Origin of the sequence: Caballeronia sp. LZ029 (assembly GCF_031451275.1) — a bacterium.
In the GTDB taxonomy this organism is placed as follows: domain Bacteria; phylum Pseudomonadota; class Gammaproteobacteria; order Burkholderiales; family Burkholderiaceae; genus Caballeronia; species Caballeronia jiangsuensis.
The window spans coordinates 1,108,291-1,133,239 of sequence record NZ_JARUXO010000001.1 but is presented as its reverse complement, the minus strand read 5'-3'; the positions used below and the strand labels follow the sequence as shown (position 1 = coordinate 1,133,239).

Sequence of the window (24,949 nt, the reverse complement as noted above, 5' to 3'; positions counted from 1 at the left end):
TCCGGGCCTCAGAAGAGATTTCGGAAGACCCAGTACAGAGCGGCCGCCAGCGCGATCGAGGCCGGCAAGGTCAATATCCATGCGAGCACGAGGCTGCGCACGGTATTCCATTGCAGCCCCGAGCCGTTGGCGGCCATCGTCCCTGCGACGCCCGAGGACAGCACGTGCGTCGTCGAGACCGGCAGGCCGTAGGCATCGGCGGCGCCGATGGTCAGCATCGCGACCAGTTCGGCCGAAGCGCCCTGCCCGTATGTCAGATGCTGCTTGCCGATCTTCTCGCCCACGGTCACGACGATGCGCTTCCAGCCGACCATCGTGCCGAGACCGAGCGCGATCGCCACCGCGACCTTCACCCACGTCGGAATGAACTTCGTCGCGTGATCGAGCTGCTTCCGATAGTTGTCGATCACGCTGCGGTCTTCGGGCGTGAACGCGGGCGTGTTCGCCTTCTCCATCAGCCGGATCGCTTCGGAAATGAGGTACATGTTGTTGCGCACGTTATCGACCATGTCCTTCGGCACCGCGGCGAGCGATCCCGACGCGCCGACCTGGTTCGCGACGATATCGGTCAGTTGCTTCACCGCGGGCAAGGTCGCGGGTGAAAGCTGGCGGGTTCGGACATAGGACTGTGTGTCCTCGCGCGCATCGGAGGAAGGCGGCGCGTTGTTCAGATACTTCGCGAAGGTCGCGGATGCCTCGTGCGCCACGGCGACGAAGCTTTGCGTCTCAGAAGGACTCACCGCCTTGTTGAGCGCGTAAGCCGTGGGCACCGTGCCGATCAGAATCAGCATGATGAGGCCCATGCCCTTTTGCCCGTCGTTCGAGCCGTGCGCAAACGACACGCCCGTGCACGTCAGAATCAGCAGCGCGCGAATCCAGAACGGCGGCGGATGATTCTTCTTCGGCTCCTTGTACAGCGCCGGCACGCGCACGAGCGCCTTCAGAGCGAGCAGCAGCAACGCGGAGCAGACGAAGCCGACGATCGGCGAAAACAGCAGCGACTTGCCGACGCCGGCGGCCTGCGACCAGTCGACGCCGCTCGTGCCGTTCGGCCCGCGCATCAGCTGATTCATCAATCCCACGCCGATGATCGAACCGATCAGCGTATGCGAGCTCGACGACGGCAGGCCGAAATACCACGTCGCGAGATTCCAGATGATGGCGGCGATGAGCAGCGCGAAGACCATCGCGAAGCCTGCGCTGCTGCCGACCTGGAGAATCAGCTCGACGGGCAGCAGTTGCAGGATGCCGAACGCGACCGCGCCGCTCGAAACGAGCACGCCGATGAAATTCCACGTACCCGACCAGACCACCGCGATGTTCGGTGTCAGCGAATGCGTATAGATGACGGTTGCGACGGCGTTGGCGGTGTCGTGAAAGCCATTGACGAACTCGAATCCGAGCGCGATCAGAAGCGCGACGCCAAGCAGAAAGTAAGGTAGTGCGGAACTCATCCGGACGGATTCGAGATCGGTCGCCAGATGCAATCCGACATAACCGACGCCGCCGATGAGTATGAAGAGGAAGACGAGGAGACTGGTGCGGCGCGCGCGTTCGCTCACGCCGCCTTGCTGGGGAAATGCAACATCCGGCATGATCGCCTCGCGCGTTTACCGTAGCGGTGCAAAGCATACGTTCGGCCGACCTTGCCGACTGTGAATCTTTTGTGTCAACACCTCGCGTAAAACTTTCGCCATGCGCAGCCGAGAGCCATCCCATGGCCGCGAGAACGATTTCATCGGAAAAGGTCCGCGCTGTCATACGAGTGACATTCTGCATGTCTATGTTTCCGGCCAGCACACCCGCTGAGTGACGGCGAAAACTGCCGGCGCACGAACGAAACCGAAATATAAAAAAAGCGTCGTGCGATATAAGTGCATACCGAGAGACGATGACACTGAACTTCGACCCAGCGCTTGTTCGCAAGAGCCTGAGCGGTTCGCTCAGCCCTTACCCCGCCGAGTCGCGCGCGCGCGTGTCCGATCCGCACGCCCTTCGCGATCAGCCCGTCGCCGATGCTTTCATCATGCTGACCGCCCCGCTCGCGAGCGAAGCCTTCCAGCAGACGGAACTGATGGCCGAGCGTACCGACATCGAATTGCTGGAACGGCTGCGTTCGACGCTGAGCCGGCTGCGCGCGATATGGTGGGCGTTCGAGCCGCTGCTCGACGAGAAGGAAGCGCGCGTGGTGCGCAAGCGCTTCAAACGTCTCGCGGACATCGCCGGCGAGCCGCATGAACTCGATGCCGCGTGCGATCTGCTCTCACATGCCAACGAGAATTGCACGCGCCTCGGGCCGGTCGTGCGCACGCTGCGACTGGAGCGGCGCGACGCATCGGCGACGAGTTGCGTCACGCTGCGCAAGGCGCACGTCGATGTGTTGCTGCGTCGCGCGCTCGCGGATGCGCGTCGGCGTCTAGAGGCGCGCGGCGAGGATCGCACGCTGGAAGAGTTCGCGCGCCAGCGCGTCTCGCTCGCCGATGACATGCTCAGCAAGCGGGAACATCGGGCGTCGAAGATGAAGCGCGTGGATGCGAAGACTTTGCGCAGCATCGAGGAAGCGGCGACGAAACTGCAGTGCCTGCTCGAAATGTTCGCGCCGGTGCTGGAACGCGAGCATCGGCACACGATGACGCATCTGCTCGCGGCACAGGCCGCGCTCGTGCGACTCCATGACGTGCTCGCGAGCGAGGCGGTCTTGCGACGCGTCGCGCGGGCGCTGAACGACAAGGACGCCATCGACGAAGCGACGCGCTGGCTCGACAAGACAGCCCGCGACGAATCGCGCGCCGCGCTCAAGCGTCTGCGCTCGCTGCCTCATTCCGTCTGACGCGCGCGCAAGCCGGTCCCTCCTTTCGTCCATCTTCGCTCCCTCCTTCGGTTGGCAGCCGTCATCCGGGTGTTGCGACTGCGGTCGTACAGGCATCCTGAACGCATGGCTGCCGCTCATAGCGACGCCTTCCGTCATCCACATCCGCAGTGAGGATTCGCCATGTACTTCGGGACACTCGTCACGCGGACGCGCGACGATCAGGAAAACGCCACCTGGCAGCGCGACATGGACGCGTCGCGCACGATCACGCAGGGTCGCTGGAGCGCTTTCTGGCGCGCGTTGGTGAGGCTCTTTGCGTGAGCGAGCGCATCCGAAGGTAAAGGATCGTCGCGCGTCGAGGTAATCGGATTTGTCCGAGCGTTTTTTACTGCTTGAGCCGCTTAAATGCAGACCTTTCTATTTTTACAAGAGGCTCAAGAATGAAAGAACTGCAGATTTCCGTCGACGCAAACGGCTACGCGACGCTCTCGCAATCGGTGCAGGTCAGCGAGCATTGCACCACCCGCGCTCGCCTGCTCATATCGCTTGTGAATATGGTCGCGGCGCCGGGCGGTTTCGAACAGTTCTGCGGGTATTCCGAATCGATGCGTCGCGACATTCTGAATCTGATGCGCTCGGTCGCTGAAGAACAGTTGCCGCTCATCGGCGCGCTCGAGGAACACGCGACGAAGTCGGGATATGAGCGCGGAGCCCAGGCCGCGCGCGAGGTTCTGGTTCACGAGCAGGCGGCCAATTCGGCCCTGCACTACGACGCGGAAAATCAGAACGCTCCGATGATGATCTCCTCGCATTGAGTTTTCGTCTCGCTCGCGTGCCGCTATGGCGCGAGCGAGATCGCTGTTCCAGAACAAAATCACAACCATGCGAACACCCAGCGTTTTACTGACGACGGTCGTCGTTGCGCTCTTTTCGAGCACCTCGCCCGCCAGCGCGAGATACACAGAGCAGTGGATGTCGAGCGCCCAGATCGCTCACACTCAGCCAAAGTCTGCTGCACTGCAGAAGAGCGCGAAGGCGGCGCATAAGGCTCCGGTTCAGACCGCGGTCACTACGGCTGACGACGATCCTATCGCCGCGTTCGCCCGAAAGCCGATACGACGCTGAACGATCTTGAAAATGAAAGGTTTATCGCTCGCATAACGCGACTTATCCGATTCCTTTCTGGCGCGTATCGACTATCCTTCTGAATGTCGTAAGAGGTGGGTTGCATGGGCCGCTGCGCCCTGCCATGTGCGAGAGTTCATCGAGCATTATTAGAGGCGCAGCCATACCGGCGCCCACTACTCTTACGACATCCCTTCCTGCCTGCCTCCCCTTTCCTTCACTCACGCGCTTGCCGTGCTGCGAATCTTGCGCGGTCGTTTTTATATAGTTATCCGAAATTTTAACTACGTGAATCGTCGACGAACCAGGTTCGCAACTCCGGTTGAGGCTTAGGAAAATGATGAAAGTGCGCGGGGTTCTTAAATCGGAACCACACGAGCATCGAAACGGCAGCGCTCGACGTTTCGCGTCACGTCGATTGACCTTGCGCAATATCGAATATCAATCGCGCATTAAAAAAGCCCTTGAAGATCAAGGGCTTGAGATTCTGGCGGAGAGAGGGGGATTCGAACCCCCGATAGGTTTTACCCTATACACGCTTTCCAGGCGTGCGACTTAAACCACTCATCCATCTCTCCGGAAGACCGCGATTATACCAACTTCCCGCGCGTGCGCCAGCCCCTACGGATGACGAATGTAATCGACGAGCGCCCGCGTGTACGCATCCGGTTTGCGATCGACAAGGCTCACCGCGATCGCCACCGCGAACCCCGCCGGCACACCGAACACGCCCGAGCTGATCGGCTCGATGCCGAACCAGCGCGGCCCCGCGAAGCCCGTCAGTTGCACGAAGAACGGATACGTCGACACGATGTAGTACACGCACACGACGAGCCCCGCGATCATCCCCGCGACGACGCCGCGCTGTGTCGTGCGCTTCCAGAACACGCCGAGCACGAGCGCCGGAAAGAGACTCGACGCCGCAAGAGAGAACGCCGCACCGACGAGAAACAGAATGTTGCCCGCATTGAGCGACGCCACATACGACGCGAGCAAAGCGACGCCAAGCAGCAGAATCTTGGAGATCGTCACGCGCCGCTGACTGGACGCGCGGCGATCGACCATGCAGTAGTACACATCGTGCGACAGCGCATTGGCGATCGTGAGCAGGAGGCCGTCGGCCGTCGAGAGCGCAGCCGCCAGCGCGCCCGCCGCGATCAGGCCGGAGATCACATACGGCAATCCGGCGATCTCGGGCGCCGCGAGCACCACCATGTCCGGCTGCATCTGGATGCCGGCCCAGCGCACGATGCCGTCGCCGTTCACGTCGCTGATGCGGATCAGATACGGCTCCACGCGCCGCCACTGCGTGACCCACTGCGGCAGATCCGCGAAGCGATGACCGACGAGTCCCGTCAATATCTCGTGTTTGATGAGCACCGCGAGCACCGGCACTGTCAAATAGAAAAGCGCGACGAAGAACAGCGTCCACCCGACCGAACGCCGCGCGGACGACACCGATGTCGTCGTGTTGTAGCGCGTGAGAATGTGCGGCAGGCTCGCCGTGCCGATCGACAGGCACAGGAGCAGCGACAGAAAGTTCACCTGATGCAGCCGCGGACTCTCGTCCCCGGAAGAGCCGGGTGCGAACGCCTCGGTCATCGGCACCGGCGCGGCGACGCGCTCGATCAATGCATCGCGTTCGCGGGACCATTTGGCTTGCGCATCGGCGGGATCGCGCGGAAAGGCCGCGAGCTCGCGCTCACGTTCGTTGATCTCGCGCAGCGGACCGTTGTGCCGGCGCAATTCGGCGATCTCGGCGACAAGGCGCGCGTGCTCGTCGTGGAACGAACGCGGCAACGCATCGATGCGCTGCTGAATCTGCGCGGCCTGACGCTGAAAATCGGCGCGCACGCGCGCTTCATCGGGCGAGACGGCGACTTCGCGTTCGAGCGCTTCGACGCGCTCCATCACGCGTCCATAGTTGAATTGCGGAAACCAGCCGAGCCCTTCGCGATGAGCAATCATCGACACCGGAATCAGCATCGCGCTGATGAGGATGATGTATTGCGCGACCTGCGTCCATGTCACCGCGCGCATGCCGCCGAGAAACGAGCACACGAGAATGCCCGCGAGCCCACAAAAGATGCCGATCGAAAACTCGATGCCGATGAAGCGTGACGCAATCAACCCGATGCCCTGGATCTGCGCGACGAGATACACGAACGAACAGAGAATCGCCGCGACGGCCGCGAGCGCGCGCACCAGATTGCTGGAAAAGCGCGTGCCGAGAAAATCGGGAATCGTGTAGCGCGCGAGCTTGCGCACGTAAGGCGCGAGCAGGAAAGCGACGAGACAGTAGCCGCCCGTCCAGCCCATCACGTACGCGAGGCCATCGTAGCCGCTCGCGTAGATCGAACCCGCGAGACCGATGAACGACGCAGCCGAGAGCCAGTCGGCGGCGGTCGCCATGCCATTGAACGCGGACGGCACGCGCCGCCCCGCCACGTAGTATTCGACGAGATCTGACGTGCGCGACAAAAGTCCGATCACCGCATACACGGCGATCGGCACGAACAGGAACACGTAGCCGATCCACATGCCCGGCCCCGTCGTGCGCTCGATACGCTCCATCAGGAAGATGAAAAGCAGAAAGCCGAGCGTATAGAGCGTGTAGTAAAGGATCAGCCGGTTCGTGAGCTTCATGCCTCATCGCCCTGTTCCGACCGGGCGGCACGCAGAAGGCGCGCATCGGCGACTTGCATCAGCACGATATAGACGAGGATCAGCGCGACGTAGACGAGAATCGCGCCCTGCGCGCCGAAGTAGAACGGCAGCGGAAAGCCCGCGACGCGCACGTGCTCGAAGCGTTGCGCGAAAAGCGGCAGACCGAACGAGACGATAAAGCCGATCGTCATCAGCACGGCGATCAACGCGACGTTGAAGCGCCAGTAGCGCCGATGCGCACGCGCCATCGCCGCCGATACGGGCGGCGGTGAGGCGGGCGTCGGGCTGGAGAAATCGGACATGCGGCTTTTTAACAAAACCGCATGGCATCGGCAATAAGGATCGACCGCGCCCGCAGCGGGCCGCGGCCGGCGCAGGATCAGCGCGCTTCGCCGAGCTGATCGAGGATGGCGGGATTCTCGAGCGTCGAGACGTCCTGCGTGATTTCCTCGCCCTTCGCGAGTGAGCGCAGGAGACGGCGCATGATCTTGCCCGAGCGCGTCTTCGGCAGATTCTCGCCGAAGCGGATGTCCTTCGGCTTCGCGATCGGGCCGATTTCCTTGCCGACCCAGTTGCGCAGCTCGGTCGCGATCTGTTTCGCTTCGTCGCCTTCCGGACGCGTGCGCTTCAGCACGACGAACGCGACCACGGCTTCACCCGTCGTATCGTCCGGCCGGCCGACGACCGCCGCTTCCGCGACCATCGGATTGGCGACCAGCGCCGACTCGATTTCCATCGTGCCGAGACGGTGGCCGGAGACGTTCAGCACATCGTCGATACGGCCCATGATCGTGAAGTAGCCGGTTTCCTTGTCGCGCACCGCGCCGTCGCCGGCGAGATACAGCTTGCCGCCGAGTTCCTCGGGGAAGTAGCTCGTCTGATAGCGCTTCGGATCGCCCCACACGTTACGCAGCATCGACGGCCACGGACGTTTGACGACCAGAATGCCGCCCTGTCCGTTCGGCACGTCCTGACCGGTTTCGTCGACGACCGCGGCCATGATGCCCGGCAGCGGCAGCGTGCACGAACCCGGCACGAGCGGCGTCGCGCCCGGCAGCGGCGTGATCATGTGGCCGCCGGTTTCCGTCTGCCACCAGGTATCGACGATCGGACATTGACCCTTGCCGACGTTCTCGTGGTACCACATCCACGCTTCCGGATTGATCGGCTCGCCGACCGTGCCGAGAATGCGCAGCGTCGACAGGTCGTAGCTCTTCGGATGCACCTTCTCGTCCGCTTCCGACACCTTGATGAGCGAGCGGATGGCCGTGGGCGCCGTGTAGAAAATCGTGACCTTGTGGCGGTCGATCATTTCCCAGAAACGGCCCGCGTGCGGATACGTCGGCACCCCTTCGAACATGACCTGCGTCGCGCCGATCGCGAGCGGCCCGTACGCGATATAGCTGTGTCCCGTGATCCAGCCGATGTCCGCCGTGCACCAGAAGATGTCGCCCGGCTTCATGTCGAAGGTCCACTTCATCGTCTGCGCGGCCCACAGCAGGACGCCCGCCGTGCTGTGCTGCACGCCCTTGGGCTTGCCCGTCGAACCCGACGTATAGAGGATGAAGAGCGGATGCTCCGCGCTCACCCACTCCGGCTCGCACGTCGCCGATTCCTTTTCGACGATCTCGTGCAGCCACACGTCGCGGCCTTCAGTCCATGCGACCTTGCCGCCCGTGCGCCGATACACGATGACGTCCTTCACTTTCTCGCAGCCGCCGGCCGCGAGCGCTTCATCGGCGATGCTCTTCAGCGGCAGCGCCTTGCCGCCGCGCATCTGCTCGTCGGCGGTGATGAGCGCGACCGCGCCGACATCGACGAGACGTTCATTGAGCGACTTCGACGAGAAGCCGCCGAACACGACCGAATGCGTCGCGCCGATGCGCACGCACGCCTGCATCGCAACCACGCCTTCCACCGACATCGGCAGATAGATCACGACGCGATCGCCCTTCTTCACGCCGCGCTTCCTGAGCGCGTTGGCCAGACGGCTGACGCGCTCCAGCAGATCCTGATAGGTGACGTTGGTGACGGTGCCGTCGTCGGCTTCGAAGATGATCGCGTTCTCGTTGCCGCGGCCCGCTTCGACGTGACGGTCGAGACAGTTGTAGGACGCGTTGAGTTCGCCGTCCTCGAACCACGTATAGAACGGCGCTTTCGATTCATCCAGCACCTTGGTGAACGGCTTGTGCCAGGTGAGCGTCTCGCGTGCGACGCGTGCCCAGAAGCCTTCGTAATCGCGCTCTGCTTCCGCTGCCAGCGCCTTGTAGGCGTCCATGCCGGAGATTGCCGCACCCGACGTTGCCTTGGCTGACGGCGGGAACACACGTTTTTCCTGAAGAACCGATTCGATCGCAGACATCGACAACCTCTCCTGATGGTGTTTCCAAAATCCGGCGGCGCGCGCATCGCTGAATGGGCTGCGTGCGCCGCATGTTTATGAGGTTCGAACGCGGGAAGCGCGCGGCGTTCCCGTTTCCAACCTTGTCTCCGTTGAACCGTGCCGGGCGGCACGAAAAGCATGTCAGGGCACATTCGGCCGCCCATGACATCCTGCATTGAATTCAAGATAAGCCGTTCAACTTACCCGCTTCTTACGTGGCCGGCCCAACGGGCACGGGGTATACACGGAGTCCACGCGGCTTCTACAATGCGTCCCCACAATCGTAACTGAACTACCCGCGCGGTATCCAGCTTGAATCGCTACGCCCTATTACTCATCGGCTCCATGCTGCTCGTCGGAAGCAACGTCGGCATCGGCAAGTCGATCGTCGCTTCCGTTCCCGTTCCGCTGTTCGCGCTGCTGCGCTTCGTGATCGCGCTCGCGGTGCTCTGGCCGCTGTTGCGCTGGTCGAAGATGAAGCGCGTCGCGCGCGGCGAGTGGCTCAATCTTTTCCTGCAGGCATTGTTCGGCACATTCGGTTTCACGCTGCTGATGCTGGGCGGCGTCGCGCGCACGAGCGCGGTCGCGGCGGGCGTCATCACGAGCACGATTCCGGCCGTGGTCGCGCTCTTCGCGTGGATCTTCCTGAAGGAGAAGCCGGGCGGACGGGCGTTCGCGTCCATCGGACTGGCGATCGCGGGCGTGCTCGTCATCAACGTCGCTCAGGCCGGCGACACGGGCGCGAGCTCCTTGCCCGGCAATCTGATGGTGCTCGGCGCGGTGTGCTGCGAATCGCTCTATGTGATCCTATCGCGCCGTCTCACGCAGACGCTGCCCGCCATCGACATCTGCGCGTACACACACGCCATCGGTCTGCTGCTGATGCTGCCCGTCGGGGCGGCTTCGCTCGCGCAGTTCGACTGGACCGGCGTCGCCTGGGACACGTGGGCGCTCGTCCTGTGGTATGGACTCTCCGCCAGCATCTTCTCGTTCTGGCTATGGATGAAAGGCATCCGCCACGTCGACGGCAGTCTCGCCGGCGTGTTCTGCGCCGTGCTGCCGGTGGCGGCGGCGCTCTACGGCATCGCTTTCCTCGACGAGCGGCCGACGCTCGCGCATGGCGTCGCGCTCGCGTGCGTCGTGACGGGGATCGCGCTCGCGAGCTTCAAGTCGCGCGCTACCCGCCCCGTGCCGAGGGAAACGGGTGTTTAGCAGCGGCTCGGCCGTTCCTCAGCGCATTCTGAAAGCTTTCGGCAGGCCCGCGCGGTGACGCGCTACAATAGCGGGCTTCCTGACACCGCAATTGCGCTCAAACGCGCGTTTGCCGGCGCATCGTACGTTTTTCTTCGTCATATTCGCCCGTCATCATTTCCGGTCCGATCCACCTCGACTGAAAAGCCGCCCATGTCCGCTCCGAAGCATTCTTCCGCCTCGCCCTCTCAGCCCGGCTCGATGAAAGTGCTGCCAAAAGTCATCTTCATGAGCCGATGGCTCCAGGTCCCGCTCTATCTGGGCCTGATCGTCGCGCAAGCCGTCTACGTCGTGTTGTTCCTGAAGGAAGTGTGGCACCTCGTCACGCACGCGATGACGCTCGACGAAACCAACATCATGCTCGTCGTCCTCGGCCTGATCGACGTGGTCATGATCTCGAATCTGCTCATCATGGTGATCGTCGGCGGGTATGAGACCTTCGTGTCGCGCCTCGGCGTGGAAGGCCATCCCGACGAGCCCGAATGGCTCGATCACGTCAACGCGGGCGTGCTGAAAGTGAAGCTGTCGATGGCGCTCATCAGCATTTCGTCGATCCACCTGCTGAAAACCTTCATCAACCCCGACCAGCACACGTTCTACGGGGTGATGTGGCAGGTGATCATCCATGTCGCGTTCCTCCTTTCCGCGCTCATCATGGCGTATGTCGACCGGCTGACCACGCATACGCATCCGACGCACTTTCACAGCGAAACCGTCGCGCCCCGCAGCGCGCTCGACTGAAGCGTCCGACAGAACGCGCACAAATAATTTCGTCCCCCAGAGCCCAAGCCATGACAGTCATCAAGCAGGAAGACCTGATTCAGAGCATCGCCGATTCGCTGCAGTACATCAGCTACTACCATCCGCTCGACTATATTCAGGCGCTCGGCCGCGCCTACGAGCTGGAAGAGAGCCCCGCCGCGAAGGACGCGATCGCGCAGATCCTGACCAACAGCCGCATGTGCGCCGAAGGCAAGCGCCCGATCTGCCAGGACACGGGCATCGTCACGGTCTTCGTGAAAGTCGGCATGGATGTGCGCTGGGACGGTGCGACGATGTCGGTCACCGACATGATCAACGAAGGCGTGCGCCGAGGTTACCTGAATCCGGACAACGTGTTGCGCGCATCGATCGTGAGTCCGCCCGAAGGCGGCCGCAAGAACACGAAGGACAACACGCCGGCCGTGATCCACTACGAGATCGTGCCAGGCGACAAGGTCGACGTGCAGGTCGCGGCCAAGGGCGGCGGCTCGGAGAACAAGTCGAAGTTCGCGATGCTGAATCCGTCGGATTCGATCGTCGACTGGATCCTGAAGACCGTGCCGACGATGGGCGCCGGCTGGTGCCCGCCGGGCATGCTCGGCATCGGCATCGGCGGCACCGCTGAAAAGGCGATGGTCATGGCGAAGGAATCGCTGATGGACCCAATCGACATTCAGGACGTCATCGCGCGCGGGCCGCAGGACTGGATCGAAGAGCTGCGCGTGGAACTGCACGAGAAAGTGAACGCGCTCGGCATCGGCGCGCAAGGTCTCGGCGGCCTCGCGACCGTGCTCGACGTGAAGATCATGGCAGCGCCGACGCACGCGGCATCGAAGCCGGTCGCGATCATCCCGAACTGCGCGGCCACGCGCCACGCGCATTTCACGCTCGACGGCTCGGGCGCCGCGAAACTCGAAGCGCCGCCGCTCGACGCCTGGCCGAAGGTCACCTGGGCGCCGAACACGGAAACCAGCAAGCGCATCGACCTGAACACGCTGACGCCGGAAGAAGTCGCATCGTGGAAGCCGGGCCAGACGCTGCTCCTGTCGGGCAAGATGCTGACGGGCCGCGACGCCGCGCACAAGCGCATCGCCGACATGCTCGCCAAGGGCGAAAAGCTGCCGGTCGATTTCACGAACCGCGTGATCTATTACGTCGGCCCGGTCGATCCGGTGCGCGACGAAGCCGTCGGTCCGGCAGGCCCGACCACGGCCACGCGCATGGACAAATTCACCGAGATGATGCTCGCGCAAACCGGCCTCATCTCGATGATCGGCAAAGCCGAGCGCGGTCCGGTCGCGATCGAGTCCATCAAGAATCACAAGGCCGCGTATCTGATGGCGGTCGGCGGCGCGGCGTATCTCGTGTCGAAGGCGATTCGCGCGGCGAAGGTGCTCGCGTTCGAGGATCTCGGCATGGAAGCGATCTACGAATTCGACGTGCAGGACATGCCAGTGACGGTCGCCGTCGATTCGAGCGGCACGTCGGTCCACAAGACCGGTCCCGCCGAATGGCAGGCGAAGATCGGCAAGATTCCGGTCGCGACGGCTTGATCGCTGCTTAATGGCGGTTTATTACCGCTAGAGACTGTCAGGAGCCGGGCAATCCGCCCGGCTCTTTTCTTTCGAACGCCGCTAGTCGAGAAAGGTTTTCATTCTCAGTTTCGTCTGAAACAAAAAATTTCTACTCAACCTTGGCATTGTCACGCTCAAGGTTTATCTTTTCAGAAGCCCCACGTTAAGAACAGGACACGAAATCATGCAAGGCGACGCGAAAGTCATCGAATATCTGAATTCGCAGTTGAAGAACGAACTGACTGCGATCAATCAATACTTCCTGCACGCCCGGATGTATCAGCACTGGGGCCTCGAGAAGCTCAACAAGCACGAATACGACGAATCGATCGGCGAAATGAAGCATGCCGACTGGCTCATCCAGCGCGTGTTCATGCTCGACGGCCTGCCGAATCTGCAGGATCTGCACAAGCTGCTGATCGGCGAAGAAACCAAGGAAATCCTCGAATGCGATCTGAAGCTCGAGCAGATTTCCCAGTCGACCTGCAAGGAAGCCATCGCATATTGCGAGTCGGTGCGTGACTTCGTGTCGCGCGAAATCTTCGAAAAGATTCTGCACGACACCGAAGAGCACATCGACTGGCTGGAAACGCAGCTCGATCTGATCGACAAGGTCGGCATCCAGAATTACCAGCAAACCATGATGGGCGATCACGAGTAATCGCATGCCCGGCGCAGTGCCTTCCCTGAAGCCGAACGAGCGTGCCGCGTCCGACGCGAGCGCGCCGGTCGGCATTTTCGATTCCGGTCTCGGCGGCTTGTCGGTGCTGCGCGCCGTGCGCGCGACGCTGCCGCACGAACGCCTGATCTACGTCGCCGATTCGCGGTATGCGCCGTATGGCGAGCGTGACGACGACTTCATCGTCGACCGCGCGATGGCGATCGGGGAATGGCTCGTCGGACAAGGTGCGAAGGCGCTCGTCGTCGCGTGCAACACGGCCACCGCCCAGTCGATCGCGCTCGTGCGCGAGCGTCTGCCGATCCCGCTCGTCGGCGTCGAGCCGGGGGTGAAACCCGCGGCGGCGGTGTCGAAGTCGCGCGTGGTCGGCGTACTCGCCACGGCCGTCACATTGCGCTCCGCGCGCTTTCAGTCGCTGCTCGACCGTTACGCGGGCGATTGCCGGTTCATCTGTCAGGCAGGACACGGGCTGGTTCAGGCGGTCGAGCGCTGCGATACGTCGTCGCCGGCGCTGATGGCACTGCTGGAAAGCTATATCGCGCCCATGCTCGACGCCGGCGCAGACACGCTCGTGCTCGGCTGCACGCACTACCCTTTTCTCGATCGCGCGATCCGCGATATCGCCGGGGAGCGGCTGCAGATCGTCGATACGAGCGTCGCCATCGCGCGGCAGCTCGATCGTCTGCTGGACGCCCACGCGCTGAAGAACCTCGCCGCGCCGCCCGACACCCTGCCGCGCTTCTATTCCACCGCCGATGGCGATTCCCAGCGCCAACTCGCCGCCGCCCTGCTACAGCTCGACGCCAAAGTCGAGCACGTCGATATCCCTTCGCGCCGTACGCGCCTCGCTGAACCCGACATCGCCTGAGGGTTTTTCACGCGCGCCGGCGGTTCCTTCGCGCGCTTTCCCCCGCCAGGCAAGGCTCTCTAGCAATAACCCCGCTAACTTGCGCGCTCTGTTACAAAAAACACCGAGCCTCGCTTGCAAACGCGTCAATACCGAATGATAATAATTCGCATTAACGCTAACTATTGCGAACGATCATGATTGTCTGTGTCTGCAAGTCAGTGTCCGACCGGAAGATTCGAACCGCCATCGCCGAAGGGGTGGATACCTTCGACGAGTTGCAATTCGAGCTCGGCGTCGCGCTGTGCTGCGGCAAGTGTGAGGAAACCGTTCGCGATGTGATGGCACAAAGCGGCGTCTGCGCCTCGCGGTGCGGCGTCGAGCATCGCGAGCATGTCGCGCCGCTCACGTTCTACGAGCGTCAAGCCGCCTGAAGCAACTCGCGCAGCCGCTGCGCCGCGCACAACCGGCGGCGCCCGTTGTTCTCCAGCGGCGCCGTCAGGTCGTTTTCTCGCCTCCAGCAAGCCAGGTTACCTTCGAACTTCCGGTCACTTTTAGCCAGCCGCGCAACCCTTTACCCCTGGAGGGAAAGATGGAACTGCTGATCGGCTTCGTGGCCACCCTGTTTATCTCCCTGCTTATTTTCCGAAAATGACGTCGCCTGGTTTCTTCCGCACCGTGCCTGCGCAGTCGCTGGACCTCGAGTTGGAAAGCAGCGTTTTCAGCAAGCATTCACGCAGTATTGCAAGCAGCCAATAACAATGCAGTCCCCGACCACTACTCCCGCCGCATTCCAGACAGCGCCAGCATCGAACGCCAATCCGCGCGTCATCGCGGCGTGCGCCGCTGTCGTCGTCATTCACGCCGCGCTACTGGGCGTCGCGCTGACGATGCGCCACGAGCCGCTGCCGCGCCCGATCGAAGCCAAATCGATCACCGCGCAATTGATCAGCGAAACGCCGCAACCCGCGCCGCAGCCGGTCGCCGTTGAAACGCCGCCGCCGCCCAAACCGGTCCCGCAGCCCGTTCCGAAGCCGCAGCCCAAGCCGAAGGTCAAACCGAAGATCGAGCCGAAGCCCACGCCGATGCCGGTCACCGAAGCGCCTTCGCAAATTGCCGCGCCCGCGCCCGAACCGACGCCGCCCGCGCCTGCTCAACCCGCGCCGCCGCCCGCCGCGCCCGCCATCGGCAAGCCGAGCATGGATCTCGCCGCGCCGAAGAACGTTGCGCGCCTCAGCTGTAACATCGCGCAGCCAGACTATCCGGCGACAGCCAAGCGCCGCGGCGAAACCGGCACGGCCGTCATCCGTCTGACGGTGGGGCTGTCGGGCAAGATCGAAAACATCACGCTGCAAAAGAGCAGCGGTTCGTCGCGGCTCGACGACGCGGCGCTCGAAGCGGTACGCGGCAGCGCGTGCAGCCCGTACAAGGAAAATGGCGAAGCGATTCGCGCGACCGCCACGGTGCCATTCGTCTTCAGTCTGAACGACTGATCGATTTTTTTAGATACAAGGAAGGAAAGAGAAAATGGAAAACTACGGGATTGCGCACGTCTGGGCGCAAGGCGACTTCGTGACGCGGGGCATCGCGCTCGCGCTCGTCATCATGTCGGTGCTTTCGTGGACGGTGATCGTCGTGAAGGCGTGGAATGTCGTGCGCCTGAAGCGCCTGACCAAGAACGCCGAACAGGCGTTCTGGCATTCCGACGACTTCAGCGACGGCATCAAGAAGCTCGGCAGCCAGTCGTCGAGCCCGGCGGACAACCCGTTCCTCGCGCTCGCGCTCGCCGGGCAGGAAGCCGCCGACCATCATCACCAGACGCAGCCGCATCTGCATGACCGGATGGACGTGTCGGACTGGATCACGCGCTGCCTCAAGGACGTGATGGACGAAGGCGTCGGCCGCATGCAGTCGGGTCTCGCGATTCTCGCGTCGATCGGTTCCACGTCGCCGTTCGTCGGCCTGTTCGGCACGGTCTGGGGTATCTATCACGCGCTGCTGACCATCGGCGCGACGGGCCAGACCTCGATCGATCAGGTTGCCGGTCCGGTCGGCGAATCGCTCATCATGACCGCGTTCGGCCTCTTCGTCGCGATTCCGGCGGTGCTCGGCTACAACGCCCTCACCCGCGCGAACAAGGGCATCGTCACGAAACTGAACCGCTTCGCGCACGGTCTGCACGCATTCTTCGTCACGGGCTCGAAGCTCTCGTCGACCAAGCGCGCGACGAACGGCTCGACCGACAGCCTGCGTCTCGCGACGCGCGCGTCGTAAGTCCGGGAGGTTCGCAATGGCCATGAGCCCTTTCGCCGGAGACGAAGACGACGGCATGATGAGCGAGATCAACATGACGCCGCTCGTCGACGTCATGCTGGTTCTCCTGATCATCTTCCTCGTCACGATTCCGGCCATGCATCACGCGGTCAAGATCGACCTGCCGCACGCGAGCAGCCAGCCGCAGGACGAGAAGCCCGCGCATGTGAATATCGCGATCAAGGCCGACGGCACGACGCTGTGGGACGATCAGCCGATCGACGAAGCGACGCTCAACGCGCGCATCGCGCAGGCCTCGCAGCAGAATCCGCAGCCGGAGATTCATCTGCGCGCGGACCGTCAGGTGGCGTACGAGAAAGTCGCCGATCTGATGTCGGCGGCGCAGGCAGGCGGACTGACGAAGATCGGTTTCGTCACGGAGCCCAAAAACGGCAAATAAGGCGGCAAATAAGGCAGCAAGCAGCCTCAAAAGTAAAAGGCCTTCATCGTCAGATGAAGGCCTTTTTTCGTGCGCACTCGGCGCATTCGGGTGAGGCGGTCACTTTGGGTTCGAATAGCCAGAACCAGAAGTCCCGTCACATGCGGCAGCCGTGGTCGACACGGACAGCGCAATCAACCCTATCAGGCTAACTATCAGAGCAGCCGTGAGTTTTCGCATAAGGAGCTCCTTAGCGAAGGAGGTTTCAATATACCGCCGCGATGAGGGACGTTCAATTGAATCTGACCATCGCAAACGCGCACTTCAATGTCATAAACCAATGACAAACGCGGATGCGGTCAAACTGTTTCCCGTTCCGGCGCTTCCTGAACAGGACATTCTCCGGGGAAGCGCTGGCCGCTACCTATCGACTCGACGAGAAAATCCACGAAAGCGCGCACGGCGGGCACCATGCCCTGGCGCGACAGAAAGACCGCATAAAGTTGCGGCGACGGAAACGTCCAGCCCGGCATCACCGGCGAGAGTTGCCCCGTTCGCAGCGGCGCGCCGTACATCATCTCGGGCAACGCCGCGATGCCGACTCCGCGCATCACCGCTTCGCGGATCATCGACAGGTCTGCCGTGACGAGCCGCGGCTCGTGCTCGAACTCGTGGCGCGTGCCGTCCGGCGCGATCAGGCGATAAACGTGGCGGCCATCGGCGGAGGGCGTGTCGATCGTGTCGTATTGGGCGAGCTCGGCGGGCGTCATCGGTGGCGCGTTCGACTTCAAGAGCGACGGCGCCGCAACCAGCATCTGCTCCGTGCGCCACAGCGGCCGCGCGACGACGTTCGAACTCGCGGGCGGCTCCGAGCGCACGCGCAGCGCGACATCGATGGCATCCTCGAACAGATCGACGACACGATTCGTCACGCGCAGCACGACGCGCACTTCCGGATAACGATGCATGAAATCCGGCATCACCGCGGAGAGAAACGTCTGCGCGATCGTCACGGGCACGCTCACGCGCACGGTGCCGCGCGGCGAATCGCGCAGGCTCTGCACGACGTTGACGGCCGCCTGGGCCTCCGCGAGCATCGCCTGGCAATGCTGGTAGAAAAGCTGTCCGGCTTCGGTGAGCGCGAGCTTGCGTGTCGAGCGCTGCAACAGGCGCACGCCGAGCGACGCCTCGAGTTCAGACACACGCCGAGACAGACGCGACTTCGAGATGCCGAGCACGCGCTCCGCAGCCGAAAATCCGCCGTGCTCGACGACGTGCGAGAAATACATCAGATCGTTCAAATCATGCGAGTCGGCTTTCATGGTCGCTCGGGAGACAGGGAATCGAGTTGACGCGGTTCGTTATCGCCAGCGCGACAATCCATTGCGCGGCAGCGTCTTTTACCGTGAAACGCGGCCCATATAATAGACCTGTGTTTCAAATTTATCGCTATTCCCCTATTTCCGCATACGCGACACGAGGCAACCATGTCCACCAGCCGCAGCATCGAACGCATCATTCCGGCGACCCGCACTGTCGAAGGCGGCGGATTTGTCGTGCATCGCCCGTTTCCGACCCGTCTCCTGATGGATTTCGACCCGTTCCTTCTCCTCGACGAAATGGGCCCCGCCGATTACGCGCCCGGCGAGGCGAAGGGCGCGCCCGATCATCCGCATCGCGGTTTCGAGACCGTGACGTACATGCTCGAAGGCGAGTTCGGCCACAAGGACTCGGCGGGTCATTCGGGCACGCTGCGCCCCGGCGACGTGCAATGGATGACCGCCGGCGCGGGCGTCGTGCATAGCGAAATGCCGGCCGAGGAGTTCACGCGTCGTGGCGGCCGCGTGCACGGCCTGCAGCTCTGGGTGAACCTGCCGCAGCGCGACAAGATGATCGCGCCGCACTATCAGGAGATTCTGTCGGCGCAGATTCCTGTCGCGACCAGCGAGGACGGCAAGGTCAGCGTGAAGGTGATCGCGGGCGAAGCGCTAGGCGTGAAGGCCGCGATCGAAACGCGCACGCCCATTCTGTATCAGCACTTTTCGCTGAAGCCGGGTGCGCGGATCGAGCTGACGGTGCCACGCGATTACCGCGTGTTCGCCTATCCGCTGTCGGGCACCGCGCTGTATGGTCCGCAAAGCCAGCCAGTTCGCGCGCAGCAGATGGTGATCTTTCGCGACGACAGCGATACGATCGCGCTCGCCGCGAGCGATGAGCCCGTCGAGCTGCTGCTGATCGGCGGCGTGCCGTTGAAGGAGCCGGTCGTGCGCTACGGCCCGTTCGTGATGAATACGGAGGACGAGATCCGTCAGGCGGTGGTCGACTATCAGGCGGGCCGGATGGGCGCGATCACGCACTGAGCGCCCTCGCCCGCGTACCAGCGCGCATTCGACGAGACGGTGCGGCATGAACGGACACATTGCGTCACAATGACCGTTCTTGCCGCGCCGTTTTTCGTCATTCTTGCAGTCCCTCTCAAAACAAGGAGCAACGCATGGCCGGACCTTCCGTGACCGCCGACATCGGCAATATCGACTATCAAGTCCGTCTCGCAGATGGCACGCATTCATGGATCGCCGACGAGCCGGCAAGCCTCGGCGGCGGCGATACGGGACCGGAACCGGCGTCGCTGCTGCTTTCGAGTCTCGGCGCGTGCACATCCATCACGCTGAAGATGTACGCGAAGCGCAAGGAATGGCCGCTGGAAGGCGTCCACGTCGAGTTGTCGATGAAGAGCACCGCGGAAGGCACGAACATCGATCGCCGCATCTCGCTCCACGGTGCGTTGTCCGATGAACAGCGGGAACGGCTTTTGCAAATTGCCAACGCGTGCCCGATCCACAAGGTTCTGTCCGGCGCGATTCGCATCGACTCCGGTCTCACGCCGCAGTGATGCATCGCGGGCACCACGAACGTCCAAGGAAACGTCGTCTTGAATTTCGAACACCTGATCCAGATCAACGATCCGCTCAACCCGCTCGTCGACTCGCTCACCCCCGAACAACTTTGGGAAGGGCTCGTCCTGCGCGCGGAGCAGCCACAATTGTTCGTGTTGGGGCTGGATAGTTGCGACATCCTCTCGCGCGATGGCGACACGATGGAGCGCGAACTGCACTACGGCCAGGCCACCGTGCGCGATCGCGTGACGCTGACGCCCGGGTCGAGCGTGCGCTATGACATCCTGCCGACTGCCGATTACGTCGGCGGCTCCCTCACGATGGCGATCGTGCAGCCCGATTCGCTTCAGCTATTCCTGCGCTTCACCTACAGCACGACGCTGCCGGAGAACGAGAACGCCACGCCCGACGAGCGTCAGACGCAGGAGATCGTGAAATCGGCCTATCGGGAGTCGGATATCGACACCGTGCGGCTGATTCGCCAGTTCGTGCACGGCCGCAAGGACGAAAATCCGCTGCATTGAGCGTAGCGCCGATGCGGCGACGAATGCTTCGCCGCATCGAGATTGGCTATCAAAAGTTGCGCTTCAATCGGAAAGTCTAGTTGCAAATAGGAATAGTTATCATTTACTATAGACCCATCGAATCAACGAACGCACACTTCCGACATGACCGACACGCTGCGATCCTCCACGCTCAGGCTGCGCCGCCCGGCTGTCCGCGACGCCGCGATCACCCGCCCGAAGGCGACGACCGTCACGACCGTTCACGTCGCGCACGCAGCGGAAAGCAACGCCGAGCGCTCGCTCAAGAGCGACGCGCTGCTGCAGGGACGCAGCCACGTGAGCATCGTGCATAACGGGGAGATTTATCAGTTGCGCGCGACGCGTCTGGGCAAACTGATCCTGACGAAGTAACGCGCCAGACAGGCAAAGAACAGCAGTACGTACCGGGTATTGTGGGGACCACCTCGCCAAGAGGTGTTTGGCCTTAGCCAGCGAGGACGACTTGCACGCGAGAATTTAGACCCCTTCGTGCAAATACCAGCCAGTCGTCGATAGCAAGCGAAGCCGCTTTTTTTGGTTCCTGCTTGGGTTCACACGATGCGCGCCGACGAGCGCCGCATCGGAAACAGAATGGCACGCCTTCGTGACGAAGACGTGCCATTTTTATTGCGCGCATCGCACGAAAGCTTCAGACGTTCTCGATACCCAGCGCCGCGATACCCGCTTTCGCGATCTGCGCATCCTGATCCGACTTCACGCCCGACACGCCCACCGCCCCGACGATATCCGCGCCCACGAAGATCGGCACGCCGCCTTCGAGCATCGCGGTCATGGGCGCGCTAAGGAAGGCCGTGCGGCCCTGCTTGATGGTGTCTTCGTAGACCTTGGTTTCGCGGCGGCCGAGCACGGCGGTGCGCGCCTTGCCCGTCGCCATTTCGACGGTGCTCGCGCCCGCCCCGTCCAGACGATGCAGATGCAGCAGATGCCCGCCATCGTCGACGATCGCAATCGTCACGTTCCAGTTGTGTTCCCTGGCATGCGCCTCCGCGGCGGCGGCCATGGCCTTGACGTCTTCATCGGTCAGTACGGGTTTGGTTCTCACTTCTCGCTCTCGTTGCCGCGCGTGACGGCGTGGACGGTTTATCGACTGAAGCCCCAGAACATCAGGTACCACGCGCTGTCCGCGACGGCCAGCGCAGCGACAAACCATACCATCGTGAGCACGCGGGGAACAAGCGTCGACGCATAGCGGCCCGTCACGCGCCACGCGAGCCACGCGCTCCACAAATTCGCCGCGCCGAGCAAACCGAGGCGCAGACCCGGCACCCACCACAACGGCAAATGCTCCGCGCGCAACAGCGATACCGTGGTCGCGGACAGGCCGAGAAACACGCCGACGCCCGCAATCGGGATCAGCGCGAGCGTCAGATGGTGCAGGCGCGTCGCGTTCATCTTGCCGAGCATGCGCGTGCCGATCGCGAGGAGCGCGAGCAACGCGGTGCCATACACGATTCCTGTCACGACGATATAGCCGATCACCATCGTCCCGTCGAGCCACGAGAAGACGTCGTTCTGCTCCGGATAATGCGTGAAGAGGAACCACGGCGCGTTGGTATCGAGCGGCCAGAGAATATTGCGATCGATGAGCCACGCCGCGAGATATTGCTTCAGGTCGACGAACCACGTGCTCACGGTCCAGTGGAACGCGCCGATCGCGATGCCGAGCAGACCATACAGAATCAGCGCGGTGTCCCACGGATTCGCGGCCTTGTCGCCGAGCGTCACGACTTCTTCCGACGGCGAGCGCCACGTGAGGGCGATCGCATCGCGATGGCCGCTGCATCGGCCGCACATGTGACAGTCGGCGGCGCCCTTCATGTTGCGCAGCGGGACGAGCGGCGCGCAGTTGATCGGAATCACGCGATGACCGTGCTCGCCCTCTTTGTACGAGCGACGCCACGCGTCTTCGCTGACCTTGTAGTGGAACGGCGCGAGCCGCGCGAGCAGCGAGAACACGCCGTTCACCGGGCACAGATACTTGCACCACACGCGCTTCTCGCGGCCATACAGCACGCCGATGATCATCGCGCCCACGGTCGAGCCGCCAAGCACGAGCAGCACCGCTTTCGGATACTGATAGACGCTGACCATCTGGCCGTAGATCGTCGTCAGTCCGAACGCGACGAAGGGCCAGCCGCCCCAGCGCATCCAGCGCGGAATCGCCCAGCCGCGGCCGAACTTGCTCGCGAATTCCGACAGCGCGCCTTCGGGACACAACACGCCGCACCAGACGCGGCCGAGCATGACCATCGACAGCAGCACGAACGGCCACCAGATGCCCCAGAACACGAACTGCGCGGCGAGCGTGAGATTGCTCCACAAATGCGCGGAGCCATCGGGCAGCGGCATCACGGCGGGAACGGCGATCAGAAACGCGTACACGGCAACGACGACCCACTGAATCATGCGGATCGCGCTGCCGTGACGTTGCATCCAGTGACCGGCTTGTTGCAGCCGGCCCGGTCTAGGTATCACAGAACTCATGCTGGACGGCTTGCCGCCTTTTGTTTTTGCGCCATCTGATTTTTCGAATGGCGCATCAGGAGATAGATGACGATCCAGTACAGCGCATACGCGACGAGGTTCATGCCCGCCGGATGCGCGCGATAACCCGTGAGTGTAGCAACGAGCGAGCCGAAGGTACTCGAATCGTCGAGCAGCCACGACGTGTTCCACACCTGATTGACGATGACCGGCAGCACTTCCATGTCGATCAGCTTGTCGACGCCGGTTTCGAACAGGCCCGCCGCGAGGAACAGCAACATGATTTCGGTGACGCGGAAGAACGTGCGCCACGAGAAGATCTTGCCGCCGAGTTGCAGCACATAGAACGTCAGCAGCGCGAGGCCGAAGCCGATGATGATCGCGACATACTGCGACACGTCGACATGCCCTGACTGGCCGAAGCCGACGCCATACAGGAACACGGCGGTTTCGCTGCCCTCACGCGCGATCGCGAGCGCGACGAGCAGCGCGATGCCCCACCAATGCCCGTCCTGCGTGCTCTTTTGCAGCGACGACTCCATGTCGCGCTTGAGCGTGCGGCCGTGGCGCTTCATCCACAGGACCATCTGCACGATCAGCACGCACGCGACCAGCACCATCGCGGTCTGGAAGTAATCCTGCGCATTGCCCGACAGCACTTCGGTGAAGCCGATCAGCGCGGCGCCCAGCGCCACCGCCGCGACCAGGCCGATGACGACACCGGCCCACAGATAAGGCAGGCCACGGCGCGCCTGATGATCGCCGTTCTTCAGCCACGCGTAGAGAATGCCGACGACGAGCAACGCCTCGACGCTCTCTCGCCACACGATGAAAAGTACCTGCCCCATTTCAAACCTCCAGCAATTCCACTTCGATCGGCCGCGCGTGACATGACGCCTCGCGTCGGCACGACACTTATTTCGCGACGATCACGCCCTGCGCGGACTGATGAAAGTCGTCGAAAAACTTGTATTCGCCCGGGTCCAGCGGCGCGATCACGACGAACGAATCGGCGCCCGGCGCGAGGACTTTCTCCTTGCGCAACTGCACGCTTTCGAACTCGGCGGCGCCCTTGCCGATGTTGTGCACTTCGATTTTGATGCGCTGCCCCGCCGGCACCTCGATGCGCGCCGGATTGAGCTTGCCGTCGTTCATCTCGAGCTTGAACGTCGGCAGGTCGGCGGCGAGCGCGGTCCCGGAGGCGAACACGGACATCGCGAGCGCGGCCACCTGAATTTTCAGTTTCATGCGTACTTCCTGAGGATGAACGCGCCCGGTCCGGGATGCCGGGCGCCTGCGACGATCAGTAACCGCCCTTCTTGCCGATGCCCGCGAACGGGAAGTCGTATTCGATCGTGAACGGCTTGAACCACGGACCCACGCCCGTTTCCTTGTCCGTGTGACGGCCGAACGCCATATGACCTTCCTGCGAAGGCGGCGAGATGTGCAGCTTCAGGTGATATTTGCCAGGGCCGAAGAGCTTCACGTTATCGCCGTAATGCGGGCCGTCGCTCGCGACCATCGGCATCAGATCGCCCTTGAGGGTCTGCGTCGTGCCGACCTTCGTGAGTTCATACGTGACGTTCAGATACGGCATCCAGTCGCCTTCGGCGAAACCGGTCGGGTTGTTCTTGACCGCGTGGATGTCCGCCTCGAGGTGAATGTCCGAATCCGACGCCTTGCGCATCATGCCTTCCGGCGCCATCGTGATCGGCTGCAGATACACCGCGCCCGTTTCCATGCCGCCTTCGATGTGCTGCTTGCCGATCGGATATTCGGCGGCCGATGCTGCCATCATCGCCGTGAGACCTGCGGCGGCGACGAGGCCGCGCATCAACGTTGAACCCATCAGAAACTCCTTGTTGTTATCGACTGGCGCGCGTGCCACGCGAGCCTCGCCACTGAAGTACCGGACCGGCGCGCCGGACGCCTCAAAGAGAAGCGTCGGCCGGGGCAATACCTCCCGTTGGAACGTCCGCATCGACCTGTCGCAGAGACGCATTAGCACAACTCTGTGAACGTTAATACGAACCATTCTCAATGTTCGTCAGTTTAGCATCGTTCGACACCCGCAACAATTTGGGCGAGCTTACAGACCTAGGCGCGGTAAGGCTTTTCGCGGGATCGCGCGATTTCTCAAAGCAATAAAAAGCGCGGCGAACATTCGTTTCGCCGCGCTTTCCGGGTTTCAGCGCAATTTTACTTACATA

General features: G+C 62.5%; 26 protein-coding genes and 1 tRNA gene. 16 read left to right on the top strand and 11 right to left on the bottom strand.

Features of this window, described 5'->3' with window-relative positions; all coding sequences use genetic code 11:
- Window positions 1-8 precede the first annotated feature (8 nt).
- A complete protein-coding gene (locus QCE73_RS05330; RefSeq protein WP_309880102.1) occupies window positions 9-1,595 on the bottom strand; it encodes an inorganic phosphate transporter in 1,587 nt (528 codons plus the stop codon).
- Window positions 1,596-1,891: 296 nt separating this feature from the next.
- On the opposite strand from QCE73_RS05330, the gene QCE73_RS05325 reads away from it, so the two are divergent.
- From QCE73_RS05325 to QCE73_RS05315, 3 genes are all read left to right on the top strand, one after another.
- Window positions 1,892-2,830 carry a CHAD domain-containing protein gene (locus QCE73_RS05325; RefSeq protein WP_309880101.1) on the top strand — a complete coding sequence of 313 codons (939 nt, stop codon included), beginning with the start codon at window positions 1,892-1,894 and terminating at the stop codon, window positions 2,828-2,830.
- Window positions 2,831-2,992: 162 nt separating this feature from the next.
- The gene (locus QCE73_RS05320) at window positions 2,993-3,133 is read left to right on the top strand and encodes a hypothetical protein (RefSeq protein WP_309880100.1); all 141 of its coding nucleotides are present in this window, start codon (window positions 2,993-2,995) and stop codon (window positions 3,131-3,133) included.
- Window positions 3,134-3,252: 119 nt separating this feature from the next.
- Window positions 3,253-3,627 (top strand): hypothetical protein, encoded by a 375-nt coding sequence (locus tag QCE73_RS05315; RefSeq protein ID WP_309880099.1) that lies wholly within the window; start codon window positions 3,253-3,255, stop codon window positions 3,625-3,627.
- 798 nt (window positions 3,628-4,425) lie between these two features.
- Here QCE73_RS05315 and QCE73_RS05310 read toward each other — a convergent pair.
- The 4 genes from QCE73_RS05310 to acs all read right to left on the bottom strand — a co-directional run bounded on the left by QCE73_RS05310 (window position 4,426) and on the right by acs (window position 8,966).
- A tRNA-Ser gene (locus tag QCE73_RS05310) sits at window positions 4,426-4,515 on the bottom strand.
- 43 nt (window positions 4,516-4,558) lie between these two features.
- Window positions 4,559-6,583, bottom strand: a complete 2,025-nt coding sequence (locus QCE73_RS05305; protein ID WP_309880098.1) for a sodium:solute symporter family protein — start codon at window positions 6,581-6,583, stop codon at window positions 4,559-4,561.
- Window positions 6,580-6,906 (bottom strand): DUF4212 domain-containing protein, encoded by a 327-nt coding sequence (locus QCE73_RS05300; RefSeq protein WP_309880097.1) that lies wholly within the window; start codon window positions 6,904-6,906, stop codon window positions 6,580-6,582. The genes QCE73_RS05305 and QCE73_RS05300 overlap by 4 nt, the downstream gene beginning before the upstream one ends.
- A gap of 77 nt (window positions 6,907-6,983) precedes the next feature.
- Window positions 6,984-8,966, bottom strand: a complete 1,983-nt coding sequence (acs, locus tag QCE73_RS05295; RefSeq protein ID WP_309880096.1) for an acetate--CoA ligase — start codon at window positions 8,964-8,966, stop codon at window positions 6,984-6,986.
- A gap of 333 nt (window positions 8,967-9,299) precedes the next feature.
- On the opposite strand from acs, the gene QCE73_RS05290 reads away from it, so the two are divergent.
- The 9 genes from QCE73_RS05290 to QCE73_RS05250 all read left to right on the top strand — a co-directional run bounded on the left by QCE73_RS05290 (window position 9,300) and on the right by QCE73_RS05250 (window position 16,813).
- Window positions 9,300-10,199: a DMT family transporter gene (locus tag QCE73_RS05290; RefSeq protein ID WP_309880095.1), complete on the top strand. Its 900-nt coding sequence runs from the start codon at window positions 9,300-9,302 to the stop codon at window positions 10,197-10,199.
- A 192-nt stretch (window positions 10,200-10,391) separates the two neighbouring features.
- Window positions 10,392-10,979, top strand: coding sequence for a TIGR00645 family protein (locus QCE73_RS05285; protein WP_075583926.1), 588 nt, complete (start codon window positions 10,392-10,394; stop codon window positions 10,977-10,979).
- Window positions 10,980-11,029: 50 nt separating this feature from the next.
- Complete coding sequence (locus QCE73_RS05280) at window positions 11,030-12,553, top strand: fumarate hydratase (RefSeq protein WP_309880094.1); 1,524 nt, start codon at window positions 11,030-11,032, stop codon at window positions 12,551-12,553.
- Window positions 12,554-12,758: 205 nt separating this feature from the next.
- On the top strand, window positions 12,759-13,235 hold the full coding sequence (bfr, locus tag QCE73_RS05275) for a bacterioferritin (RefSeq protein WP_035506542.1): 477 nt from the start codon (window positions 12,759-12,761) through the stop codon (window positions 13,233-13,235).
- Window positions 13,236-13,239: 4 nt separating this feature from the next.
- Window positions 13,240-14,121 (top strand): glutamate racemase, encoded by an 882-nt coding sequence (murI, locus tag QCE73_RS05270; RefSeq protein ID WP_309880092.1) that lies wholly within the window; start codon window positions 13,240-13,242, stop codon window positions 14,119-14,121.
- A 176-nt stretch (window positions 14,122-14,297) separates the two neighbouring features.
- Entirely contained in the window at window positions 14,298-14,534 is a 237-nt protein-coding gene (locus QCE73_RS05265; RefSeq protein ID WP_062262113.1) for a bacterioferritin-associated ferredoxin, read from the top strand.
- A 327-nt stretch (window positions 14,535-14,861) separates the two neighbouring features.
- A complete protein-coding gene (locus tag QCE73_RS05260; RefSeq protein WP_035506535.1) occupies window positions 14,862-15,593 on the top strand; it encodes an energy transducer TonB in 732 nt (243 codons plus the stop codon).
- A 34-nt stretch (window positions 15,594-15,627) separates the two neighbouring features.
- Window positions 15,628-16,374 carry a MotA/TolQ/ExbB proton channel family protein gene (locus QCE73_RS05255; RefSeq protein ID WP_035506532.1) on the top strand — a complete coding sequence of 249 codons (747 nt, stop codon included), beginning with the start codon at window positions 15,628-15,630 and terminating at the stop codon, window positions 16,372-16,374.
- 16 nt (window positions 16,375-16,390) lie between these two features.
- Window positions 16,391-16,813 (top strand): biopolymer transporter ExbD, encoded by a 423-nt coding sequence (locus tag QCE73_RS05250; RefSeq protein WP_035506530.1) that lies wholly within the window; start codon window positions 16,391-16,393, stop codon window positions 16,811-16,813.
- Between the two features lie 338 nt (window positions 16,814-17,151).
- Here QCE73_RS05250 and QCE73_RS05245 read toward each other — a convergent pair whose 3' ends face one another.
- On the bottom strand, window positions 17,152-18,114 hold the full coding sequence (locus QCE73_RS05245) for a LysR family transcriptional regulator (protein ID WP_035506528.1): 963 nt from the start codon (window positions 18,112-18,114) through the stop codon (window positions 17,152-17,154).
- A 165-nt stretch (window positions 18,115-18,279) separates the two neighbouring features.
- On the opposite strand from QCE73_RS05245, the gene QCE73_RS05240 reads away from it, so the two are divergent.
- The 4 genes from QCE73_RS05240 to hemP all read left to right on the top strand — a co-directional run bounded on the left by QCE73_RS05240 (window position 18,280) and on the right by hemP (window position 20,606).
- The gene (locus tag QCE73_RS05240; RefSeq protein ID WP_309880085.1) at window positions 18,280-19,152 is read left to right on the top strand and encodes a pirin family protein; all 873 of its coding nucleotides are present in this window, start codon (window positions 18,280-18,282) and stop codon (window positions 19,150-19,152) included.
- Between the two features lie 134 nt (window positions 19,153-19,286).
- Complete coding sequence (locus QCE73_RS05235; RefSeq protein WP_238288022.1) at window positions 19,287-19,685, top strand: OsmC family protein; 399 nt, start codon at window positions 19,287-19,289, stop codon at window positions 19,683-19,685.
- Between the two features lie 39 nt (window positions 19,686-19,724).
- A complete protein-coding gene (locus QCE73_RS05230; RefSeq protein WP_035506521.1) occupies window positions 19,725-20,213 on the top strand; it encodes an SRPBCC family protein in 489 nt (162 codons plus the stop codon).
- 144 nt (window positions 20,214-20,357) lie between these two features.
- Window positions 20,358-20,606, top strand: a complete 249-nt coding sequence (gene hemP, locus QCE73_RS05225) for a hemin uptake protein HemP (RefSeq protein WP_309880083.1) — start codon at window positions 20,358-20,360, stop codon at window positions 20,604-20,606.
- A gap of 277 nt (window positions 20,607-20,883) precedes the next feature.
- Here the strand turns inward: hemP and QCE73_RS05220 are convergent, their stop codons facing one another.
- The 5 genes from QCE73_RS05220 to QCE73_RS05200 all read right to left on the bottom strand — a co-directional run bounded on the left by QCE73_RS05220 (window position 20,884) and on the right by QCE73_RS05200 (window position 24,588).
- Window positions 20,884-21,297 carry a heme-binding protein gene (locus tag QCE73_RS05220; protein ID WP_035506515.1) on the bottom strand — a complete coding sequence of 138 codons (414 nt, stop codon included), beginning with the start codon at window positions 21,295-21,297 and terminating at the stop codon, window positions 20,884-20,886.
- A 38-nt stretch (window positions 21,298-21,335) separates the two neighbouring features.
- Window positions 21,336-22,739, bottom strand: a complete 1,404-nt coding sequence (locus QCE73_RS05215) for a 4Fe-4S binding protein (RefSeq protein ID WP_309880080.1) — start codon at window positions 22,737-22,739, stop codon at window positions 21,336-21,338.
- A complete protein-coding gene (locus QCE73_RS05210; protein ID WP_309880079.1) occupies window positions 22,736-23,587 on the bottom strand; it encodes an FTR1 family protein in 852 nt (283 codons plus the stop codon). The genes QCE73_RS05215 and QCE73_RS05210 overlap by 4 nt, the downstream gene beginning before the upstream one ends.
- Before the next feature lie 67 nt (window positions 23,588-23,654).
- Window positions 23,655-23,987 carry a cupredoxin domain-containing protein gene (locus QCE73_RS05205; RefSeq protein ID WP_035506507.1) on the bottom strand — a complete coding sequence of 111 codons (333 nt, stop codon included), beginning with the start codon at window positions 23,985-23,987 and terminating at the stop codon, window positions 23,655-23,657.
- 55 nt (window positions 23,988-24,042) lie between these two features.
- A complete protein-coding gene (locus QCE73_RS05200; protein WP_035506575.1) occupies window positions 24,043-24,588 on the bottom strand; it encodes an iron transporter in 546 nt (181 codons plus the stop codon).
- Window positions 24,589-24,949: the final 361 nt, after the last annotated feature.

What these genes read in the sequence shown, in the direction of transcription:
- QCE73_RS05330 (WP_309880102.1), bottom strand. Translation starts at nt 1,595, where the DNA reads ATGCCGGATGTTGCATTTCCCCAGCAAGGCGGCGTGAGCGAACGCGCG.
- QCE73_RS05325 (WP_309880101.1), top strand. Translation starts at nt 1,892, where the DNA reads ATGACACTGAACTTCGACCCAGCGCTTGTTCGCAAGAGCCTGAGCGGT.
- QCE73_RS05320 (WP_309880100.1), top strand. Translation starts at nt 2,993, where the DNA reads ATGTACTTCGGGACACTCGTCACGCGGACGCGCGACGATCAGGAAAAC.
- QCE73_RS05315 (WP_309880099.1), top strand. Translation starts at nt 3,253, where the DNA reads ATGAAAGAACTGCAGATTTCCGTCGACGCAAACGGCTACGCGACGCTC.
- QCE73_RS05305 (WP_309880098.1), bottom strand. Translation starts at nt 6,583, where the DNA reads ATGAAGCTCACGAACCGGCTGATCCTTTACTACACGCTCTATACGCTC.
- QCE73_RS05300 (WP_309880097.1), bottom strand. Translation starts at nt 6,906, where the DNA reads ATGTCCGATTTCTCCAGCCCGACGCCCGCCTCACCGCCGCCCGTATCG.
- acs (WP_309880096.1), bottom strand. Translation starts at nt 8,966, where the DNA reads ATGTCTGCGATCGAATCGGTTCTTCAGGAAAAACGTGTGTTCCCGCCG.
- QCE73_RS05285 (WP_075583926.1), top strand. Translation starts at nt 10,392, where the DNA reads ATGTCCGCTCCGAAGCATTCTTCCGCCTCGCCCTCTCAGCCCGGCTCG.
- QCE73_RS05280 (WP_309880094.1), top strand. Translation starts at nt 11,030, where the DNA reads ATGACAGTCATCAAGCAGGAAGACCTGATTCAGAGCATCGCCGATTCG.
- bfr (WP_035506542.1), top strand. Translation starts at nt 12,759, where the DNA reads ATGCAAGGCGACGCGAAAGTCATCGAATATCTGAATTCGCAGTTGAAG.
- murI (WP_309880092.1), top strand. Translation starts at nt 13,240, where the DNA reads ATGCCCGGCGCAGTGCCTTCCCTGAAGCCGAACGAGCGTGCCGCGTCC.
- QCE73_RS05265 (WP_062262113.1), top strand. Translation starts at nt 14,298, where the DNA reads ATGATTGTCTGTGTCTGCAAGTCAGTGTCCGACCGGAAGATTCGAACC.
- QCE73_RS05260 (WP_035506535.1), top strand. Translation starts at nt 14,862, where the DNA reads ATGCAGTCCCCGACCACTACTCCCGCCGCATTCCAGACAGCGCCAGCA.
- QCE73_RS05255 (WP_035506532.1), top strand. Translation starts at nt 15,628, where the DNA reads ATGGAAAACTACGGGATTGCGCACGTCTGGGCGCAAGGCGACTTCGTG.
- QCE73_RS05250 (WP_035506530.1), top strand. Translation starts at nt 16,391, where the DNA reads ATGGCCATGAGCCCTTTCGCCGGAGACGAAGACGACGGCATGATGAGC.
- QCE73_RS05245 (WP_035506528.1), bottom strand. Translation starts at nt 18,114, where the DNA reads ATGAAAGCCGACTCGCATGATTTGAACGATCTGATGTATTTCTCGCAC.
- QCE73_RS05240 (WP_309880085.1), top strand. Translation starts at nt 18,280, where the DNA reads ATGTCCACCAGCCGCAGCATCGAACGCATCATTCCGGCGACCCGCACT.
- QCE73_RS05235 (WP_238288022.1), top strand. Translation starts at nt 19,287, where the DNA reads ATGGCCGGACCTTCCGTGACCGCCGACATCGGCAATATCGACTATCAA.
- hemP (WP_309880083.1), top strand. Translation starts at nt 20,358, where the DNA reads ATGACCGACACGCTGCGATCCTCCACGCTCAGGCTGCGCCGCCCGGCT.
- QCE73_RS05215 (WP_309880080.1), bottom strand. Translation starts at nt 22,739, where the DNA reads ATGAGTTCTGTGATACCTAGACCGGGCCGGCTGCAACAAGCCGGTCAC.
- QCE73_RS05210 (WP_309880079.1), bottom strand. Translation starts at nt 23,587, where the DNA reads ATGGGGCAGGTACTTTTCATCGTGTGGCGAGAGAGCGTCGAGGCGTTG.
- QCE73_RS05205 (WP_035506507.1), bottom strand. Translation starts at nt 23,987, where the DNA reads ATGAAACTGAAAATTCAGGTGGCCGCGCTCGCGATGTCCGTGTTCGCC.
- QCE73_RS05200 (WP_035506575.1), bottom strand. Translation starts at nt 24,588, where the DNA reads ATGGGTTCAACGTTGATGCGCGGCCTCGTCGCCGCCGCAGGTCTCACG.